This window comes from Rhizobium sp. RU35A (assembly GCF_900156005.1).
Classification (GTDB): Bacteria; Pseudomonadota; Alphaproteobacteria; order Rhizobiales; family Rhizobiaceae; genus Neorhizobium; species Neorhizobium straminoryzae.
This window is the reverse complement of the sequence record NZ_FTMR01000001.1, coordinates 569210-589898: the sequence shown is the minus strand read 5'-3', so window position 1 is coordinate 589898 and position 20689 is coordinate 569210. Positions and strand designations below refer to the sequence as shown.

Here is a 20689-nt window from a genome sequence, read left to right as displayed (position 1 = left end):
CCGGCGCCAGCCGAGATCGACATGACCACCACTGACAAACTGACCATGCACCCGGTGACCGCGCCCCTGAAGGGCCGTGTCAGCCCGCCGGGTTCCAAGTCCATCACCAACCGCGCCCTGCTGCTGGCCGGTCTTGCCCGCGGCACCAGCCGCCTGACGGGCGCGCTGAAGAGCGATGACACCCGCTACATGGCGGAGGCGCTGCGCGCCATGGGCGTGACGGTGGAAGAACCGGATGCGACCACCTTCGTGGTGACGGGCACCGGCGAACTGAAGGCGCCCGCCGCGCCGCTCTTCCTCGGCAATGCCGGCACCGCGACCCGTTTCCTCACGGCGGCCGTCGCCAGCGTTGACGGCACCGTGGTGGTCGATGGCGACGAGCACATGCGCAAGCGGCCGATCGGCCCGCTGGTCGTTGCCCTGCGCTCGCTCGGCATTGCGGCGGATGCGCCGACCGGCTGCCCGCCGGTGACGGTCAAGGGCAATGGCCATTTCGGCACCGGCCGCGTCGAGATCGATGCGAACCTCTCCAGCCAGTATGTGTCGGCCCTGCTGATGGCCGCGCCGCTCGCACCGAAGGGCGCGAACCGGCCCGTCACGATTGCGCTCAGCGGCGCCGAGATCGGTGCGCGCGGTTACGTCGACCTGACTCTGGATGCCATGCGGGCCTTCGGCGCCAGGGTGGAGCAACTGGATGCGGCCAACTGGAAGGTCGAGCCGACCGGCTATACCGCGACCGATTTCCACATCGAGCCGGATGCCTCCGCCGCCACCTATCTGTGGGGCGCCGAAGTGCTGACGGGGGGCGCGATCGATATCGGCACGCCGGCCGCCGCGTTTACCCAGCCCGATGCCCGCGCCCATGCGGTGATTTCCGCCTTCCCGCACATGCCGGCCGTGATCGACGGCAGCCAGATGCAGGATGCGATCCCGACGATTGCGGTGCTGGCCGCCTTCAACGAGACGCCCGTGCGTTTCGTCGGGATATCCAATCTGCGCGTCAAGGAATGCGACCGCATCCGGGCGCTCTCCACCGGCCTGAATAACATTCGCGCGGGGCTGGCAACGGAAGAGGGGGATGATCTCGTGGTCGCCTCCGATCCGGGGCTTGCCGGCCAGCATCTGCCGGCCGAGATCGACACCTTCGCCGATCACCGCATCGCCATGAGCTTTGCGCTGGCCGGCCTCAAGATCGACGGCATCACCATTCTCGATCCGGCCTGTGTCGGCAAGACCTATCCCCAGTACTGGGATGCGCTTGCCTCGCTCGGCGTCGGCTTCGACCGGTCCTGACGCCATGCGGGCGGGGCTCTCGCAGGCAGGCTTGCTGCTCGCCCTGCTGCTGACCCTGCTTTTCGGCGCGGCGGCCGGAAAGGCCGTCGCTGCCGAGATGATCGAAAGCTACCGCTCGGACATCGATCTCTCCCGTGACGGCACCGTGACCGTCACGGAGGTCATCACGGTCAATGCGGAGGGTCGCGAGATCAGGCGCGGCATTTTTCGCGATTTTCCGCTCTTCCTGCAGGATGCCAATGGTCGCCTGCAGCGTGTCGGATTCGAGGTTCTGTCCGTTGCGCGCGACGGGGCGCCGGAAGAGTGGCATACGGAAACCATCGAGGGCGGCCTGCGCATCTTCATGGGCTCTTCCGAGCGGCTGCTCTCTCCCGGTCGCCACACCTATGAGCTGACCTATCGCACCGACCGGCAGGTGCGCTATTTCCCCGACCACGAGGAATTCTACTGGAACGTGACCGGCACCGGCTGGATCTTTCCGATCAACCGGGCCTCTGCCGTCGTCAGCCTGCCGCCGGGTGTCTCCGCCACGGACACGACGGTCTATACCGGGCGGCAGGGATCGCGCGAGAAGAATGCCCGCATCGGCGGCAGCGCGACCGCGCCGCGCTTCGAGACCACCCGTCCGCTCAGACAGCAGGAAGGGCTCACCATCGTCATCGCCGTTCCCAAGGGCTCGATCGCTGCGCCTTCCAGGGCGCAGCAGCGCGACTGGTTCCTGCGCGACAACCTCAACCTGATCATCGGTTTCGGCGGGCTTGCGATCGTCACCCTCTATTACGTCTGGTGCTGGCGTCGCGTCGGGCGCGATCCGCCAAAGGGCGTGGTGGTGCCGCGCTGGGATGCGCCGGACGGTCTTTCACCGGCGCTTGTGAACTACGTGCACAACAGGGGCTTCTCCGGCGCCGGATGGGAGGCGCTCTCTGCCAGCTTCATCGAACTGGCCGTCAAGGGCCATGTCACGCTGGAGGATCTCGACAGCCGCATCGTCGTGCGCCGTACCGACAGACCGCTGACGGAAACCTTGCCGGCGGGGCAGGCCGTGCTGATGCGCGATCTCGGCGGCCCCGGCAGCACCTTCGTGATCGACAGGGATAATGGCGAGCGCGTGCAGACCGTGGCGCGCAATTTCCGCTCGGCCATCGAGAAGGAGCATCGCGGCCGCTACTACCGTCGCAATCTCGGTCCCATGATCGGCGGGGCGTTGGTCAGCCTTCTTGTGCTCGGTGTCCTGCTCGTTTTCGGCAATGTGCACCCGGACAGCGTCGTGGCGCTCGCCGTTCCTGCTGTTGGCGGGATGATATGGGGCCGGGCCGCGGTCAGCGCGGCCAGGGCCTTCATGCGCCGCCGCACCCTCTTCCTGCGGCTGATGGCGGCGATCGGCTTTGCCATCGTCGGCTTTATCGCGCTGAGCGCGGCCGGCTTCTTCGCCGTCAGTATTCTCGACAGCATCGACAATGGCGAATGGCCGGTCTTCGTCTCGGTCGGTGGTCTTTTCCTCGTCAACGGGCTGTTCTTCGTGCTGATGGGGGCGCCGACGCCGCTGGGCGCCCGGCTGATGGCTGGCATCGCGGGGCTGGAACTCTATCTGACGCTGGCGGAAAGGGATCGTCTCAACATGGCCGGCGCGCCAAAGATGTCGCCGCAGCATTTCGAAACCCTGCTGCCTTATGCGGTGGCGCTCGGGGTGGAAAGGCCATGGAGCGACACCTTCAATCGCTGGCTGGCGACGGCGGCTGCCGGGGCTGCCGCCTATCAGCCGGTCTGGTATCATGGCGGATCGATCGGCGATTTCGGGTCCGGCATCGGCGCGTTCTCGTCCTCCATGGCCTCCAGCATTGCGTCCACCATCCCGCAAACTTCCTCGTCCTCATCCTCCGGCTTTTCGGGCGGCTCGTCCGGCGGCGGGGGTGGCGGGGGTGGGGGAGGCGGCTGGTAAGTCGTCATTGTCCCATCAGCGCACTCGGCTTTTCGAGTGACAAGCGCCGTCTGGCTTGCTAAGTCCGCCGCAGCCTGAACAACCAGCAAAAAGCCAATTTCCATGCCTGATCTTCTGCTCGAACTTCGCTCCGAAGAGATTCCTGCCCGCATGCAGCGCAAGGCTGCCGGCGACCTGAAGAAGCTCGTCACCGATGCGCTGGTGGAAGCGGGCCTGACCTATGAGGGCGCGCGCGAATACTGGACACCGCGCCGCTTGACCCTGGATATCCGTGGTCTCACCGCCCGCTCCGCCGATCAGCGTGAGGAGATCAAGGGCCCTTCCACCAAGGCGCCGGAACAGGCCGTGCAGGGCTTTCTGCGTAAGGCGGGGCTTGCTGCGGTGTCGGAGGCGCAGGTCGTTTCCGATCCGAAGAAGGGCGATTTCTATGTGGCCGTCGTCACCAAGCCCGGCCGGCCGGCGGAAGAAATCATCGGCGAGGTGATGCCCGGCATCATCCGCGCCTTCCCATGGCCCAAAAGCATGCGCTCCGGTGCCGCCTCGATGCCGAAGGGCATGCGCTTCGGCGGCATCGACGGCAAGGGCTCCGAAAGCCTGCGCTGGGTGCGCCCGCTGCAATCCATCGTCTGCCTGTTCGGGCCTGAGCATGACGAGACGCAGGTGATCCCCTTCGAGGTGGATGGCATCGTCGCATCGAACATCACCTATGGCCACCGCTTCCATGCGCCCGACGCCATCACCGTGCGTCGCTTCGACGACTACGTGACGAGCCTTGAAAAAGCGAAGGTGATGCTGGATGCCGAGCGCCGCAAGGACGTGATCCTGCATGATGCGCGCGATCTCGCCTTCGCAAGCGGCCTCGATCTCGTGGAAGACGAAGGCCTGCTGGAGGAAGTCTGCGGCCTCGTCGAATGGCCGCATGTGCTGATGGGCACTTTTGAGGAAGAGTACCTCGCGATCCCGGCCGAAATCATCCGCCTGACGATCAAGACGAACCAGAAATGTTTCGTCACGCGCCGCCAAGGCGGCGAGGGCCTGTCGAACCGCTTCATCCTCATCTCCAACATCGAGGCGAAGGATGGCGGCCAGGAAATCATTCACGGTAACGGCAAGGTCGTGCGCGCCCGCCTGTCGGATGCCAAGCATTTCTGGACGCGCGACCAGGGCAACCTGCCGGATCTCGACACGCTGAAGGCCGCTGCCGAAAAATTCGGCCTGGACCTGAAGAAGCCGCTCGACCAGCGCATGGCCAAGCTCGACGCGCTGAACGTCACCTTCCACGCCAAGCTCGGCACGCAAGGGCAGCGCGTGGCCCGTATCCGGGCGCTCGCCGCCAAGCTCGCGCCGCTGGTCGGTGCCGATCCGGCGCTTGTCGATCGTGCCGTGGTGCTGGCCAAGGCCGACCTGCGCACCGAAGCCGTCGGCGAATTTCCGGAACTGCAGGGCCTGATGGGCCGCAAATATGCGGTTCTGCAGGGCGAGCCGGACGAGGTGGCGGCCGCCATCGAAGATCATTACAAGCCGCAAGGCCCCTCCGACCGCCTGCCGGAAGGCAAGGTGGGCCTCACCGTGGCGCTCGCCGACAAGCTGGATACGCTCGTTGGCTTCTGGTCGATCGACGAAAAGCCGACCGGTTCCAAGGACCCTTATGCGCTGCGCCGCGCCGCGCTTGGCGTCGTTCGCATCCTGATGGAGCGCAAGGTGCGGTTGCGGCTGCTCTCGATCATCGGCGATGCCGACCTGCTCTCCTTCTTCCACGACCGCCTGAAAGTCTATCTGCGCGATATGGGCGCCCGTCATGACCTGATCGATGCCGTGCTGACGCCGGCGGCCGACGACCTGCTGCTGGTGGCGCGTCGCGTCGAGGCGCTGACGGCCTTCATCACCTCGGAGGACGGCAAGAACCTGCTGGCCGGCACCAAGCGCGCCACCCAGCTTCTCGCCGCCGAGGAGAAGAAGGGCGCCGTGGTTGCCGATGGCGTGTCCGACGAACTGCTGATGCTTGAGGCCGAAAAGGCGCTCTACACCGCCGTGCGCGCCGCCTCCGCCAAGGCCTCCGATGCCATCGTGCAGGAGGATTTCCGCTCGGCCATGGAAGCGCTCTCCACGCTGCGCGGCCCGGTGGACCGCTTCTTCGAAGAGGTTCTGGTCAACGACGAAAACCCGGCCATCCGCGCCAACCGTCTCGCCCTTCTTTATGCCGTGCGCGAAGCGACCGGCACTGTGGCGGATTTTTCGAAGATCGCCGGCTGAGTGTTGCAGGACCCCGCTTCGGCGGGGTCTTTTGCTTCCACCTTCCTGTTTGTCGCCGTCGTATGTTACATTTGGCCCGTCAGGTTCAACGCTGGACGCTTCCGATGAACAAGCCCTTTCACATCATCCTGGATGAACCGCTTGATCGCTTCGTCGATGAGCAGGTGGAAAGCGGGCGTTTTTCCTCCCCGCAGCAGGTCGTCGAAGCAGGCCTGCGGCTGCTGGAGGAAGAGCAGGCAAAGCTGGAAGGCTTGCGCAAGGCCTTGATCGAGGGTGAGAACAGCGGTCCTTCCGTCGTTTTCGACCCCGAAGAACTGATGGCCGCTGCGCGGGCGAGATGGAAGAGCCATGGCTGAGGTCCGCCTCAGTCCTGCCGCGCGGCAGGATTTCCTCGATATCGGCGACCAGACGCGGGATCGATGGTCCGAAGCCCAGGCCGAGCGTTATCTGAACCAGATCCTGGAAACGATCGCGGAGATTGGCCGCCATCCCCTTGCAGGCGCAGTGGTCAGCTGGGTTCGTGCCGGTTACCGTCGGCGACGGACGGGCTCCCATCTGATCTTCTATGTCATCCGCGGGGACGACTTCATCGACGTGGTTCGTATCCTGCACGAACGCTCCGACGTGCCGCGCCAACTGGATGTGTGACCATCATGCGCGCCAACATCCTCATCAGCGCCTGCCTGCTCGGCCAGCCTGTCCGCTATGACGGGCGCGGTAAGCTTCTGTCGCATCCGGCGCTTGGCCGCTGGCAGGGGGAGGGGCGGCTGGTGTCCTTCTGTCCGGAACTGGCCGGCGGCATGGCCGTGCCGCGTCCGCCGGCGGAAATCGAGGCGGGCGGCGCGGGCGAGGATGTGCTGGCCGGGCGTGCCCGCGTGCTGGAGGTGACCGGCGGCGACGTGACCGGGGCCTTCCTGGCGGGCGCCGAGAAGGCCCTTTCCTTTGCCCGCGAAAAAGAATGCGCCTATGCGCTGCTGATCGACGGCAGCCCGTCCTGCGGTTCGCTGGCGATCTATGATGGCAGCTTCTCCGGCGTGAAGCATGCGGGTCAGGGCGTTACCGCCGCTCTGTTGATGAGAGCCGGCATCGCCGTGTTTTCCGATCGGGAGATCGAGGCGCTGGCCGCCCTGACCTGACGATGTCGCAACAAAAAACGCCGGATTGCTCCGGCGTTTCTGATCCAAACGGAGAGGGCTTGTTCAGCCGGCCATCCGCATGCGCTGGCCCTGATGACCGCTCTGCTGGCTGGTGCGAAAACCGCGGATCAGCTCCAGCAGGTCGCCGGTGTCGTTGGCCAGCACTTCCGCCGAGGCGGTGGTTTCCTCCGCCATGGCGGCATTCTGCTGCGTCGCCTGATCCAGCTGGTTGAGGGAGGAGGAGATGGACCGCAGCGTCGTATCCTGCTCCTGGGCGCTGTGGGCGATGCGCGAGACCACCGTGTTGGCGCCCTCGATCTGGCTGGAGATCCGCTTCAGCGCCTCGCCGGCCTGGGCCACCAGCTGCACGCCCTGTTCCACCTGGCCGGAGGAGCGGGAGATCTGGTCCTTGATCTCCTTGGCGGCGGCGGCGGAGCGCTGGGCCAGTTCGCGCACTTCCTGCGCCACCACTGCAAAGCCCTTGCCGCTTTCGCCGGCACGTGCGGCCTCGACGCCGGCATTCAGGGCCAGCAGGTTGGTCTGGAAGGCAATCTCGTCGATCACCCCGATGATCTTCGTGATCTCGGACGAAGACTGCTCGATGCCGCTCATGGCGCTGATGGCCTGCTCAACGATCGAGTCGCTCTGTCGGGCTTCCGAACTGATCGTCTGCACGCGCTGCGCTGCCTCTTTGGCCCCGTCGGCGGTCTGTCGCACTGCCACCGTCAATTCGTCCAGCGCCGCGGAGGTTTCCTCGAGATTGGCCGCCTGGCGCTCGGTGCGCTGGGCAAGCTCGCTCGAGGCACGGCGGATCTCTTCCTTGGAAACGCCGATGTCATTGCCCTTCAGGTTGACGCGGGCCATGGCCTGCTCGAGGCGCGACAGCGCGTCGTCGAAATTGTGGCGCAGGCCTTCATACTTGGCTCCCAGGTCCCCGCAGCGCACCGTCAGGTCGCCCTGTGCCAGACGCTCGAGCGCCGAACCGATGGTGGCCACCACATGCGCCTGGGCGCGGGCTTCCTCGCGCTGCATGTCTATGCTGCGCTCGCGCTCGCTCTGCAACTCCTGCTCCTGCTGCTTCTGGCGTTCGGCCAGCGCATGGCGCTCGCGGATCTTCTCCTGAAGAGACTGCGTGGCCTTGGCCATCATGCCCACTTCATTGCTCATATCGGTGTGGGGAATGGCGACCGAAACATTTTCGTCCGCAACCGCATTCAGCGCGTTGTGAATGGAGTTCAGCGGGCGGGTGATGCCGCGAATGATGTAATAGGCGCCTGCCAGTGCCATCAGGAACAGAACTGCGGATACGCCGACGATCCGGATGATCGTATCCCTGATATCGGCACGCAGGTCATCGGTATAAAGCCCGGTGATCAGCACGATCTGCCAGGGCTGGAATACCTTGGCATAGACGGCCTTCGGATAGCTGTAGTCATTGGGGTCCTTGCCGGGCTTCGGGCCGATGAACTCCACATAGCCGCCGCCAGCGCGACCCAGCTTGACGATTTCGTCACGATACATGAACCCGTTGGCATCCGGCTTTCCCTTGGCCGAGGTTCCGACGATCTTGGGGTTCGGGTGGAAAACGATGGTCACGTCGAAGTCATAGGCGGTGAAATAGCCATCCGGTTCGAAGCGCAGCGAGACCAGCTGTTCGTAGGCCCGCTTCTTTGCCTCTTCCAGCGTGAACTCGCCCTTGGTGGCCCGCTCGTTGTACCCCTGAAGGATGGAGAGCCCCGTCTCCACCTGGGTTCGCAGCATCTCGTAACGCTCGTGATAGATGGCGTTGGTGGAGGAGCGGATCTGGACGAAGGTGATGACCGCGAAGGTCGCCAGCATGGCTCCGACCAGGATGAAGAGCTGATGCGAGATTCTGAGGTTTTTCATGAGTGTACCGTCGTTGATGCCACCCCGAAACAGTCACGGGTTCTGACGTCGTTGCAGGAAAGGGAAACGCGCGGCGCGTCCTGCGCCCGACGGATACTGCACCGTACCCCGCAGTATTATGGCCCGGAATGCTAAACGTTTTTATAATGGGCTAACCCGTTGTTTGTGATAGACTGACAGAACGGCTGGCGTACGCACTTGGTATAAGTTCGTCTGCCTGTCGACAGAATGCCCAAGGCAGGTCATGGTGTTGGTCAGTCCTTTTCCACGCAAAGGGTTATCGAACGACGGTGGCAGTGCCTGCGCGGTGCAACAGGTCTTCGTTCACCGGCCGGGTCGCAGCCTGTAGGTGGAAAAATCCGGTGCGAGTTCTGTCGTCGTCGCTTTTGCGGGGTGAGCGCCCGCACCCCCGTCGCTGAGGGCGGCCGTGGTTCCGGCATCGACACCATCGCCGTTTGCGGGGAGGGCTGGCGCCTTGCGCAGCGCCATCAGCCGTTCCTCCTCATGGATGAACAGCGGGTTGAGGCTGACGAAGGTGACGGGCGAGCCGCCCATCCAAGCCTCGGTCCGCTCCAGCGCCTTTTGCCCCTGTCGATCGGTGATGCGCAGGATCTGCCCGTTTCGCGGCAGGCCGAGGCGTTCGATCGAGGGGCTCGGCGGGTTGGTCTCGACGGGTCCGGTGCAGCCAAGCGCGACAAGGCTCGGCGGATTGCCGGGCGGTTTCGTGGCCAACCTCTCGATGGACGAGGCGAGCGCCGGTTCCGTGACGAGCACGGACAAAAACAGCAGGGCATTGCGAAGCATGGCAGCACCTCTCCTCGGATGAGGAGGGCAAGGCTAGCCGCCTTTCCTTTCCAGCCTGTCAGGAAAGGCGGTTAAGCGCGGGTTAACGCGCCGCCGCCTGAGCCCGCAGCGGCTTATGCCTCGCGCTCGATGGCACGCCAGCCGATGTCGCGACGGCAGAAGCCGTTCTCCCATGAGACCCGGTCCACCAGGCCATAAGCGCGCGCCTGCGCCTCTGCCACCGTCCGGCCCATGGCGGTCAGGTTCAGCACGCGGCCGCCGGTCGCGACCAGCTGGCCGTCCTTCAGCGCCGTGCCGGCATGGAACACCTTGGCGCCCTCTTCGGCCTCGGGCAGGGCAGTGATCGGTGTGCCCTTCTCGTAGGCGCCGGGATAGCCCTTCGAGGCCATCACCACCGTCAGTGCCGTCTCGTCGTGCCATTCGGCCGTCACCTGGTCCAGCGTGCCGGTGGCGGCGGCAAAGAGGATCGGCAGCAGATCGCTCTTCAGCCGCATCATCAGCACCTGGGTTTCCGGATCGCCGAAGCGCACATTGTATTCGATGAGTTCCGGCCCCTTGGCAGTGATCATCAGACCGGCGAAGAAGACGCCGGTGAACGGATGGCCGCTGTCGGCCATGCCGCGAATGGTCGGCTCGATGATCTCCGCCATCGTCCGCGCCACCATGGAAGACGTCATCACGGGGGCGGGGGAATAGGCGCCCATGCCGCCGGTGTTCGGGCCCGTATCACCATCGCCGACGCGCTTGTGGTCCTGCGCGGTGGCGAGCGCCAGCGCCGTTTTGCCGTCGGACAGGCAGAAGAAGCTCGCCTCCTCGCCGTCCAGATAGGCTTCGACAACCACCTCGGCACCGGCCGCACCAAAGGCGCCGGCAAAGCAGTCGTCGACGGCAAACAGCGCCTCGTCCAGCGTCATCGCCACCGTCACGCCCTTGCCGGCGGCAAGGCCGTCGGCCTTGACGACGATCGGTGCGCCCTGTTCTCGGATATAGGCCTTGGCGGGCTCGGCCTCGGTGAAGCGCTGGTAGGCGCCGGTCGGAATGCCGTAGCGGGCGCAGATGTCCTTGGTGAACCCCTTGGACCCTTCCAGCTGGGCGGCGGCCTTTGACGGACCGAACACCACGAAGCCTTCAGCCCGCAGATCGTCGGCAATGCCCGCCACCAGCGGCGCTTCCGGCCCGACGACCACGAAATCGATTGCCGTGTCGCGGCAGAAGGCGATGACGGCTGCATGATCCTCGACATTGAGGGCAACGCATTCTGCCACCTCTGCGATGCCGGGATTTCCGGGGGCGGCGTAGAACCTGGTCAGCTTGGGCGACTGCGCCAGCTTCCAGGCCAGAGCATGCTCGCGTCCCCCGGACCCAATCAGAAGAACCTTCACGTCTTTCCCCTTTTGCCATCGCCACCGGATGTCCTGCGCGGTTAAGGGGAGGAGGGCAAAAGGTCAAGCAGCCTTTCCGTCCGTATTGCGACGATGTGCCCTCCAGGCCGAAAGCGGGCCGATTCCGAAGCCCTTGTCGGGTGACTCGTCGAGCATGTGGATCAACTCCAGCGAATGCCCGTCCGGGTCCTTGAAGTAAACCGACAAAGAAGGTGCCCAGCCGATGACGACCGGCTCCTCGGCGGGATTGCCGTGGAAGTCGAGCGGTTCGATCCCGCTGCTTCGCAGTGTTTCGCATGCCGTCATCACGGCCTCTTGTTCCATGCGGAAGGCGAAGTGAAGTCGCATCTGTAAAGGACCGGTTCCAACCTGCCACAGCCCCAACATTCCCATCTCCCTTCGTCCGACCCAGAAGAAAGCAATCTGGCGTTCGGAGATCTCGGTTGCCAGCTCGAGGCCCAGCCGGTCGCGATAGAAGGCGATCGAGCGGCCGAGATCCCTCACCGGCAGATGGGTTTCATAGACGCCGGTGATGCTCGTGGCGATGGGTTCGGATTGCATGTCTGTCTCCCAGAATAATGTCTGCGAGCATCTTGATAGAACCTCAACCATGGTTGAGATCAACACCTTTTTTACATGTCCTCACGCTCCATCGACCCACCGCCGCAACGCGCAGATGTGGATGGCGGGTCGTGGCCATTGCCTTGACATCATCGATGAGTACAGTCGCGTACCCTTCAAGGACCAGGAATGAAAATGGCCGCCGACATCAAATCCATCGCCGCAACCATTGCCGCCGAGATCAATGCCCGCCCGGACCAGGCGGTCGCTGCCATCGGCCTTCTGGACGAGGGGGCCACGGTGCCCTTCATCGCCCGCTACCGCAAGGAAGTGACGGGCGGGCTGGACGATACGCAGCTGCGCAATCTTGCCGAGCGGCTCGTCTATCTGCGCGAACTGGAGGCGCGCCGGACCTCGATCGTCGAGAGCATCAACAGCCAGGGCAAGATGACCGACGAACTGGCGGTGAAGCTTCAGCGCGCCGCCACCAAGGCGGAGCTGGAAGACCTCTACCTGCCCTACAAGCCGAAGCGCCGGACCAAGGCGGAGATTGCCCGCGAGCGGGGGCTCGGGCCGCTCGCCGATGCGATCTGGGCTGACCGCGCCGCCGATCCGCAGGCGCTTGCCTCTGCCTATCTCTCGGCGGAGGTTGCCGATGTGAAGGCGGCGCTCGAGGGCGCACGTGACATCGTGGCCGAAACCATCACCGAGAATGCCGATCTTCTGGGCCGCCTGCGCCAGTACATGCGCGACACTTCCACACTTCGGGCCAAGGTGGTGGATGGCAAGCAGGACGCAGGCGCCAAGTTTGCCGACTATTTCGATCATTCCGAACGCTGGGCAACGACGCCCGGCCACCGCGCGCTTGCCATGCTGCGCGGCTGGAACGAGGAAGTGCTGACGCTGACCATCGAGGTGGATCAGGACGATCCGTCGCCGATCAAGCCGACCCAGCGCATGATCGCCGGCGCTTTCCAGATCGGCGACAAGGGACCTGCCGACCGCTGGCTGATGGAGGTCGCCGGCTGGACCTGGCGCGTCAAGCTCTCCATGTCGCTGTCGCTCGATCTGATGCGCGAATTGCGCGAACGCTCGGAGGAGGAGGCGATCCGGGTTTTCGCCCGCAATCTCAAGGATCTGCTGCTGGCGGCACCTGCCGGCTCGCGCGCCACCATGGGGCTCGATCCCGGCATCCGCACCGGCGTCAAGGTGGCGGTGGTCGATGGCACCGGCAAGCTGGTGGAGACGACGACCGTCTATCCCTTCCCGCCGAAGAACGACGTGCGCGGCACGCAGGCGGAACTTGCCAGCCTCATCCGCAAGCACAAGGTGGACCTGATCGCCATCGGCAACGGCACCGGCAGCCGCGAGACGGAAAAACTGGTGGCGGACATGCTGGCACAGCTGCCCGCAGGACCGAAGCCCACCAAGGTCATCGTGTCGGAAGCGGGCGCGTCCGTCTATTCCGCCTCCGAACTGGCGGCGGCGGAATTCCCCAATCTCGATGTCTCGCTGCGCGGCGCCGTCTCCATCGCGCGCCGCCTGCAGGACCCGCTGGCGGAACTCGTCAAGATCGAGCCGAAATCCATCGGCGTTGGCCAGTACCAGCACGATGTCGATCAGGGCAAACTGTCCCGCTCGCTGGATGCGGTGGTGGAAGATGCGGTGAACGCGGTCGGCGTCGATCTCAACACCGCCTCCTCGCCGCTTCTCGCCCGCGTTGCCGGCCTCAGCCGCTCGATTGCCGATGCCATCGTCATTCACCGCGACCAGAACGGCCCGTTCGAGAGCCGGAAAGAACTGCTCAAGGTGTCCCGCCTTGGCGCCCGCACCTTCGAACAGTGCGCCGGCTTCCTGCGTATTCCGAACGGCAAGGAGCCGCTCGATGCCTCGGCCGTCCACCCGGAAGCCTATGGCGTGGCGAAGAAGATCGTGGCTGCCTGCGGCCGCGACCTGCGTTCCCTGATGGGCGACAGCGCCGCGCTGAAGAAACTCGATCCGCGCCAGTTCGTCGATGAGCAGTTCGGCCTGCCGACGGTGAAGGATATTCTTTCGGAACTCGAAAAGCCGGGCCGCGACCCGCGCCCCAGCTTCAAGACGGCCACCTTTGCGGAGGGCGTCAACGAGATCGAGGATCTGAAGCCCGGCATGCTTTTGGAAGGCACAGTGACAAACGTCGCAGCCTTCGGCGCCTTCGTGGATATCGGCGTGCATCAGGATGGTCTTGTCCACGTCTCCCAGCTTGCCGACCGCTTCGTCAAGGACCCGCATGAGGTGGTCAAGGCCGGCGATGTGGTGAAGGTGCGCGTGGTCGAGGTGGATGTGAAGCGCAAGCGCATCGGGCTCACCATGCGCAAGGATGGCGGCGAGGCAGCGCCCGCGTCGATGCGCGAAAACCGGGCCCCGGGCGGCGGCAATCCCATGCGCCATGCGCAGGCAAAGCCGCAAAAGAGCGAGGGCAGCCAGCTCGGCGGGCTCGGCGCGGCCCTGGCAGAGGCCATGAAGAAGCGCTGATCAATCCGGCCTCGTCACGGGAGAGGGAGGTTGCCGGCTCCGGTTCGGCAGCCTTTTTCAACACGGCCATTCCGTGGCAAAATTGTGCTTGTCTCCTGCGCGCAAGGGACTAGTTTCTTCCGGAATAGTAAGGGTGCCTTAGTATCTCGGAGGTAATGATGGCCTCATCCTTGCGTCTTCTGGTGGCAAAAATCATCAAGATCGGAACGCTCACCGTCCGGGGACCGGCGGGCGAGCAACGGTTCGGAGGCGGAGGAGGGCGCAGCGTCACGCTGCGCTTCACCGATGATGCGGCCGAGGCGGAACTGGCCGCCGATCCGGCCCTGAAGCTCGGCGAGCTTTACATGGATGGCCGCCTGATCGTCGAAGAGGGCGACATCTACGATTTCCTGGCGCTTGTGAAGGAAAACACGCTGAGCGAAGGGCTGACCTTCGGCATGCTGTGGCGGGGGCTTGCCCGCATCGCCGTCTCGCTGTTCCGCAACCGGGTTCCCATCAACCACAATCGCCGCAACGTCGCCCATCACTATGATCTGGACGAGCACCTGTTCGCGCTCTTTCTCGATCCGGACTGGCAGTATTCCTGCGCCTATTTCCATCCGCCGGGCATCTCGCTCGAAGAGGCGCAGCTTGCCAAGAAGCGCCATATTGCCGCGAAACTGCTGCTTCGGCCCGGCCATCGCGTACTGGAAATCGGCTCCGGCTGGGGCGGCATGGCGATGTATCTGTCCGAGGCCGCCGGCGTCGATGTCACCGGTATCACGCTCAGTCAGGAGCAGCTGAAGATCTCGAGAGAGCGGGCGCAACAGCGCAATCTCGCCGAAAAGGTGCGCTTCCAGCTGCAGGATTATCGCACCTACCGGCCGGCGGAGCGTTTCGACCGCATCGTCTCGGTCGGCATGTTCGAGCATGTCGGGCGCACCAATTATCGCAACTTCTTCCGCAAGGTGAACCAGTTTCTGGCCGATGACGGGGTGATGGTGCTGCACTCGATCGGCCAGCCGAGCGTCAGCTACGTCACCAATCCCTTCATCGAGAAATATATCTTCCCCGGCGGCTACATTCCGGCCCTGTCGGAAGTGTTGCCGCACATCGAGCGCGCCGGCCTCCTGATCTCCGACATCGAGATCCTGCCGATGCATTATGCGCATACGCTGCACCACTGGCGGCAGCGGTTTCTGGCGCGCAAGGCGGATGCCGTAGCGCTCTATGATGAACGCTTCTTCCGCATGTGGGATTTCTATCTGGCGGGCTCCGAAATGGCCTTTACGCACGAGAATTTCTTTATTTTCCAGATCCAGCTGAAGAAATCGCGTGATGCCGTCCCCCATCAGCGTGATTATATTGCAATGCGAGAGGAAGAGCTGAAGAAGTTTGAGGCGAAAAGGCGCGCGCTGGAGCCTGTAGAGCTTATGTAGGGCTTAACAGTGTAGTTAACATTTCGGTAACGCGATCGAGTCTACTGTCCGGAATTGACTCATCCCGGTCAGTGTCTTGCGTTTCCGGAGTTTTTTCATGTTCTTTTCCCGCGCGGCTTTCGTCGCTGTTTTTGCTTCTGTTTCCATGGCGGTGCCGGCGCGGGCCCAGGAGGGCCACTGGTGGAAGGACTGGTATCTGACGCTGGGCGGCATGGGGTTCCAGGCGCCAAAATATCAGGGCGACGACCGGAGGGGCCTCAGTTTCTCACCCGTGGTGGCGCTCGGGCGCGGCGAACGCCCGGCCTTCGTGTCGCGCAATGACAGTCCCTCGATGATGCTGCTCGGCGCCGGCGGTTTCCATGCGGGCGTTGTCGGGCGCTTCGTGCCCTCGCGGCGTGAAAGCCGCAGCGAGGATCTGCAGGGTCTCGGCTCGGTCAAATGGGGGCTGGAAGCCGGTGGTTTTGCCGAGCTTTATCCGGTGGAAGGCATCCGCGTGCGCGGCGAGGTGCGCCAGGGTATCCGCGCCCATGACGGCGTGGTGGCGGATCTGGCGCTCGACGGCTATTCGGATCTGGTGCCCGGCCTGCAGGTTTCCGGCGGTCCGCGGATCACCTTGGCGAGCAAGGGTTACCAGAAGACCTATTTCGGCGTCAGCGATGCCCAGTCGCTGGCCTCGGGCCTTGCGCCCGATGATCCGCAGGGCGGTCTGCATGCCATGGGGGTTGGTGCGGCCATCTCGTGGAAAAGCACCGACCGGCTGACCATCGGTTCCTTTGCCGAATACCGGCGCCTGATGGGCGACGCGGCCGACAGCAGTCTGGTGCAGGAGCGTGGCTCGCGCAACCAGATCATGGTCGGCGTCTCCGCCACCTACACCTTCGGCTATGTGCCGGGGGCGGCCCCGTAAGGACCCGCCTGTCGGTTGCGGACCATCCAGGACGTGGCGCTGATAAATGAAAGGAACGAAACCGCTCCCTGTTTTCTCGCCATAGAGCGGACGACAGCCTTTGCCCGCTTTCGCTGGACGTGCTCTGGCAGCACGACATAATCCGATCATCGACATCTGTCATGGCTCATCGGAACGGGGGGGAGGGGCATGACCTGCCATCACCTTCCGAAGGGCCGTGTGGCAAGGCCCAGCGCGGGCTGCCACTGGCGCCTGCTTGGTGCTTGCGACCGATTGCTTTTGACATCAAACCGCTTAGAACTTCGCCCATGAGCACATCGCACGATTTTCCGGGCCGCGTGGCCGACGCCCCTTCCGACAACTTCGTCTACCGCGCCTTGCCGCGCGCGCTGTGGCCCTATGCACAGCTGGCGCGCTGGGACCGGCCGATCGGCTGGCAATTGCTGATGTGGCCGTGCTTCTGGTCCTCGGCGCTGGCGGCCAATGCCGATATGGGGCCGGACGGGGTCTTTTCGCTCAAGGTGAAGCTGTTTCACCTGTTCCTGTTTTTCCTCGGCGCGGTCGCCATGCGTGGCGCCGGCTGCACCTATAATGATATCGTCGATCACCGCATCGACATGGAAGTGGCGCGCACCCGCTCGAGGCCGCTGCCCTCCGGCCGGGTCACGCGGCTGCAGGCCAAAATCTTCATGGTGCTGCAGGCGCTGGTCGGGCTCTTTGTGCTGCTGCAGTTCAACGGCTTCACCATCGGGCTTGGTCTTGCCTCGCTTCTCGTGGTCGCCGTCTATCCCTTTGCAAAGCGCTTTACCGACTGGCCGCAGTTCTTCCTTGGTCTTGCTTTCTCCTGGGGGGCGCTGATGGGCTGGGCGGGCGTGTTCGGCAGCCTTTCCTTCGCACCGGTCTGGCTCTATGCCGCTGCGATCGCCTGGACCATCGGCTATGACACGATCTATGCGATGCAGGACCGCGAAGATGATGCGCTCGTCGGCGTGCGCTCTACCGCGCTTTTGTTCGGAGAGCATGCCAAGGCCTGGCTATCCGGCCTCTACGCGCTGACAGTGCTGTTCCTGCTGTTTGCCTTCATTGCCGGCCATGTTGCCTTCCTTGGCTATGTCGGCCTTCTCATCGTGGCGCTGATGCTCGCCTGGCAGGTACTGATCCTCGATATCGACAATCCGGACCAGTGTCTGAAGCTCTTCAAGTTCAATCACTCGGTTGGCGCGATGATCTTCCTTGTCCTCGTCGTGTCGCTCGTCACCCACAGCCGCTGACGGCCCCCCGTCTGAAACGCAAGAAGCCCGGGCAGGGAGGCCGGGCTTCTTGGAATGGAGGTCGGTTCCCTTGGGGAGCCTCTCGGATGCGTGGCCAGTCGGCGGCCGGAGGATCAGCGACGCGCGATGATCTCCTTGCCTTCGATGCGCATCGCAACCCCCAGGCTGCCGGTGGATCGGCGAACCAGGAAGCGCGGGCGGCGGGCTGCGAAATAGGAGTGGCGGCGGCGCGGCTTGGTGTCCTGCATGCGCACATCGCCGAGATGGTTTTCCAGCGGACGGGCAACGCCATCGGCTTCCACCATCAGCATGGGAATGTTGAAGGCATCGGACCAGCTGCGCCAGTCGGCGGCGATGTCGCACAGGTCGTGCGCCACCAGCAGCGGGATGCACAGGTCCGGATCGTCATGGTGCAGTTCGAGCGTCACGGTGACGTCGCCATTGCCATGGTCGATGGCGCGCGCCGCGACGCCCTTGAAGGCGCGGGCCGGAAGGGCAAAGGACAGCGGCAGGCCGCTGCCGGGGAGGATCTTGCGCAGGACTGCGCCCCGTTCGTCGATGGTGATGGTGACATCGCCGGCGGCGTCATGCAGCCCGTACGTGATCTGCTGGGGGAAACGCGTCGGGTCCAGTCGAAGCGTTGCACCTGCCCAAGAGGGTTTCAGAACCGTATTTGTCATCTCGAATGCTACCCTTGTTTTACCTGAGAGCCGTTTTCGATCTCTCGCGGGACTTTTGTCCTCTGATGGGCTGGAGCATAGGCGACCCCTTTCCAGAACCGCTTAAAAATTGCGGTTAAGAAATTCCTGCCTCCCCTGATGGTTAGCAAAGGTGAATCCGTCAGGGTTTCCTGAAGATGAACAAGGCTCGTTCTGGCCGGTCTCAGAACAGGTTTTCACCCCGCGACAGGCCCGCGCAAGCCCCGCGTGCCAAGCCCGGACAGCAATTCTTTAAGTTTCGTTGACGTATGCTGCGCACGGGTAAACACACGCGGCAGGAGAACGAGAGGCTTCGCGACATGGTATCCACCTATCTCAGCTATGACCTCGTCAGTCGGGATCTGCAGGCCAGCCTCAAGCGCGTTTCCAAGCAGACCGACGTCAGCCGGGAGGCCGATTATTACAAGGCCAACATCGCGAAGGTTACCAGCGTCGATGATTTCCTGAACAACACCCGTCTCTATAACTACGCGATGAAGGCCTATGGCCTCAGCGACATGGCCTATGCAAAGGCCTTCATGCGCAAGGTGCTGGAAAGCGATCTCTCCGACACCAACAGCTTCGCCAACAAGCTGACCGACAGCCGCTACCGCGATTTCGCCCGCGCCTTCAACTTTTCCAGCGACGAGAAGACCGCGCAGTCCTCGACCCAGATCGACGCCATGCTCGGTCTCTACAATTCCACGATGGTGAGCGAGGGGGATGCCGTCACCACCGAGACGAACTATTTCAACGCCATGATGGGCGAGATCGGCAATGTCGATGATCTCCTCAACAATGACCGTCTGCGCAGCTATCTCTTCACGTCCTACGGCATTTCGGAGAACTACTATTCCCGCACGCTGCTGCGCGGCGTGCTGTCCAGCGATACCAGCGATCCCGCAAGCTACATCAACCAGACACTCGGGCCGCAGCGCACCACCCTCAACACGCAGCTGACCGATGCCCAGACGCGGCTCGACGCGACGACCGATGCGACCGCGCGCGCCAAGATCGAGACGGAAATCACCGGCTACGAGGCGAAGCTCGCGACCCTGCAGAACTATTTCGACATGGCCGACGCCTTCCAGTTCAAGGCGGATGGCACCGTGCCCGCCGGCGGAGCGCAGACGAGCGCGCAGAAGGCGACCATCAACGACCTCTATCTCAGCAAGCAGGAGCGTGTTTCCACCGCCACCGCGCTGAACGATGCCAATTACTTCAAGCAGAAGATGGCAACGGTCGACAATGTGACGGATATCATCGGCGATACCCGCCTCTACAAGTTCATCAAGACGGCCTATGGCCTGACCGGCATCACGGTGGTCACCTCCACCATCGAGCAGATCCTGACCAGCGATCTCACGGATCCGAACAGCTATGCCAACCGGTTCGGCAAGAGCAATCCGGCCTATCTGCAACTGGCGAAGGACTTCAACTTCAAGACGGACGGCACGGTAACCGCCGGATCTGCGCAGACCACGACGCAGCAGGATTCCACCGTCAATCGCTACTACAGCACCTATAACGATGCCCAGGATGCTGCGGACGAGAAGGCGGCGACCGCCTATCAGAAGGCGATCGGCAACATCAAGACCGTGTCGGATTTCATGAACAACAAGGATGTCTACACCTTCGCCCTGAAGGCCGTCGGCATCGATCCCTCGGAAGTCTCGGTCAACACCATGAAGCGGGCGCTGACCAGTGATCTCAACGATTCCAAGAGCTACATCTACACCCTGAAGGATGACCGCTTCGTCCAGCTTGCCAAGTCGTTCAACTTCGACACCAAGGGCAATGTCAAGGCGCCGCTGACGGCCCAGTCACAGGGCACGATCACGTCGATCGGCTCCGAATACACGATCAAGATGACCCGCTTCCTGACCGATACGGCCAAGGACAAGGCGAAGACCGATGCCGCCGCCGAGGTGAAGTATTACTCCACCAAGATGATGACCATGCAGTCGCCCTCGGAATTCATCAATGACAGCCGGCTGGTGAAGGTGCTGCTGACGGCCTATGACATCGATCCGTCGAGCGTCAGCAAGGATTTCCTCAAGCAGGTCTTCTCGTCCGACCTCAACGATCCCAAGAGCTTCGTCAACACGCAGAAGAACACGGCCTGGGCGGAAATCCTCGGCACCTTCAACTTCGACACCAAGGGCAAGCTGGCGGAGCGCCCCGCAACCGGTATCCAGAGCCAGGGCAAGGTGCTGGAAACGGAGCACAAATATACCCGCCAGACGCTCGAGGAGGAGCAGGGCGAAAGCAACAACGGCGTGCGCCTGGCGCTCTATTTCGAACGCATGTCGCATTCGATCACAAGCGCCTACGACATCCTCGGCGATACCGCGCTGCTGGAGTTCTTCCGCGTGACCTACCAGCTGCCGGAAAATTTCAGCAATCTCGACGTCGACAAGCAGGCTGCCCTCGTCAAGAAATACATGAAGCTTGAAGACCTGAAGGACCCTTCCAAGGTGGCCAAGATGGTGAACAAGTTCACCGTCATGTATGACGTCCAGAATTCCGACGCCAGCTCGTCGGCGCTTTCCATTCTCACCGGCAACGGCAACACCGTCGGCATCAGTGCCGACCTGCTCTACTCGCTCTCGCAGAACCGCTGATC

The 20689-nt window shown here is 63.5% G+C and carries 16 protein-coding genes; 11 read left to right on the top strand and 5 right to left on the bottom strand.

Translation table 11 applies throughout. From position 1 onward, the window contains the following. The first annotated feature begins 21 nt into the window (after positions 1-21). The 6 genes from aroA (at position 22) to F3H95_RS03040 (ending at position 6621) form a co-directional block, all read left to right on the top strand. Positions 22-1293 (top strand): 3-phosphoshikimate 1-carboxyvinyltransferase, encoded by a 1272-nt coding sequence (aroA, locus tag F3H95_RS03065; protein WP_149744884.1) that lies wholly within the window; start codon positions 22-24, stop codon positions 1291-1293. A 97-nt stretch (positions 1294-1390) separates the two neighbouring features. Further along, positions 1391-3232 carry a DUF2207 domain-containing protein gene (locus tag F3H95_RS03060; RefSeq protein ID WP_244617875.1) on the top strand — a complete coding sequence of 614 codons (1842 nt, stop codon included), beginning with the start codon at positions 1391-1393 and terminating at the stop codon, positions 3230-3232. A gap of 102 nt (positions 3233-3334) precedes the next feature. After that, entirely contained in the window at positions 3335-5485 is a 2151-nt protein-coding gene (gene glyS, locus F3H95_RS03055) for a glycine--tRNA ligase subunit beta (RefSeq protein WP_149744883.1), read from the top strand. A 104-nt stretch (positions 5486-5589) separates the two neighbouring features. Next, complete coding sequence (locus tag F3H95_RS03050) at positions 5590-5841, top strand: type II toxin-antitoxin system ParD family antitoxin (RefSeq protein ID WP_149744882.1); 252 nt, start codon at positions 5590-5592, stop codon at positions 5839-5841. Continuing rightward, positions 5834-6133: a type II toxin-antitoxin system RelE/ParE family toxin gene (locus F3H95_RS03045; RefSeq protein ID WP_149744881.1), complete on the top strand. Its 300-nt coding sequence runs from the start codon at positions 5834-5836 to the stop codon at positions 6131-6133. The genes F3H95_RS03050 and F3H95_RS03045 overlap by 8 nt, the downstream gene beginning before the upstream one ends. 5 nt (positions 6134-6138) lie before the next feature. Continuing rightward, positions 6139-6621 carry a DUF523 domain-containing protein gene (locus F3H95_RS03040; RefSeq protein WP_149744880.1) on the top strand — a complete coding sequence of 161 codons (483 nt, stop codon included), beginning with the start codon at positions 6139-6141 and terminating at the stop codon, positions 6619-6621. 63 nt (positions 6622-6684) lie between these two features. Here the strand turns inward: F3H95_RS03040 and F3H95_RS03035 are convergent, their stop codons facing one another. From F3H95_RS03035 to F3H95_RS03020, 4 genes are all read right to left on the bottom strand, one after another. Next, positions 6685-8508 (bottom strand): methyl-accepting chemotaxis protein, encoded by a 1824-nt coding sequence (locus F3H95_RS03035; RefSeq protein WP_149744879.1) that lies wholly within the window; start codon positions 8506-8508, stop codon positions 6685-6687. Between the two features lie 324 nt (positions 8509-8832). Further along, complete coding sequence (locus F3H95_RS03030; protein WP_149744878.1) at positions 8833-9312, bottom strand: plant virulence effector HPE1-like domain-containing protein; 480 nt, start codon at positions 9310-9312, stop codon at positions 8833-8835. A 113-nt stretch (positions 9313-9425) separates the two neighbouring features. Further along, positions 9426-10694: a phosphoribosylamine--glycine ligase gene (purD, locus tag F3H95_RS03025; RefSeq protein WP_143124902.1), complete on the bottom strand. Its 1269-nt coding sequence runs from the start codon at positions 10692-10694 to the stop codon at positions 9426-9428. A gap of 63 nt (positions 10695-10757) precedes the next feature. Continuing rightward, entirely contained in the window at positions 10758-11255 is a 498-nt protein-coding gene (locus tag F3H95_RS03020) for a VOC family protein (protein WP_143124903.1), read from the bottom strand. A 195-nt stretch (positions 11256-11450) separates the two neighbouring features. Between F3H95_RS03020 and F3H95_RS03015 the strand changes: the two genes are divergently transcribed. From F3H95_RS03015 to ubiA, 4 genes are all read left to right on the top strand, one after another. Continuing rightward, a complete protein-coding gene (locus F3H95_RS03015; RefSeq protein ID WP_149744877.1) occupies positions 11451-13769 on the top strand; it encodes a Tex family protein in 2319 nt (772 codons plus the stop codon). A gap of 158 nt (positions 13770-13927) precedes the next feature. Then, the gene (locus tag F3H95_RS03010; RefSeq protein ID WP_149744876.1) at positions 13928-15187 is read left to right on the top strand and encodes a cyclopropane-fatty-acyl-phospholipid synthase family protein; all 1260 of its coding nucleotides are present in this window, start codon (positions 13928-13930) and stop codon (positions 15185-15187) included. 97 nt (positions 15188-15284) lie between these two features. After that, entirely contained in the window at positions 15285-16094 is an 810-nt protein-coding gene (locus F3H95_RS03005; RefSeq protein ID WP_149744875.1) for a MipA/OmpV family protein, read from the top strand. Between the two features lie 308 nt (positions 16095-16402). Continuing rightward, positions 16403-17365 carry a 4-hydroxybenzoate octaprenyltransferase gene (gene ubiA / locus F3H95_RS03000; protein WP_149744874.1) on the top strand — a complete coding sequence of 321 codons (963 nt, stop codon included), beginning with the start codon at positions 16403-16405 and terminating at the stop codon, positions 17363-17365. Between the two features lie 113 nt (positions 17366-17478). Here the strand turns inward: ubiA and F3H95_RS02995 are convergent, their stop codons facing one another. Next, positions 17479-18045 carry a DUF6101 family protein gene (locus F3H95_RS02995; protein ID WP_143124908.1) on the bottom strand — a complete coding sequence of 189 codons (567 nt, stop codon included), beginning with the start codon at positions 18043-18045 and terminating at the stop codon, positions 17479-17481. A 338-nt stretch (positions 18046-18383) separates the two neighbouring features. Here F3H95_RS02995 and F3H95_RS02990 point away from each other — a divergent pair, with 338 nt between their 5' ends. Then, a complete protein-coding gene (locus F3H95_RS02990) occupies positions 18384-20687 on the top strand; it encodes a DUF1217 domain-containing protein (RefSeq protein WP_149744873.1) in 2304 nt (767 codons plus the stop codon). The last annotated feature ends 2 nt before the right edge of the window (positions 20688-20689 follow it).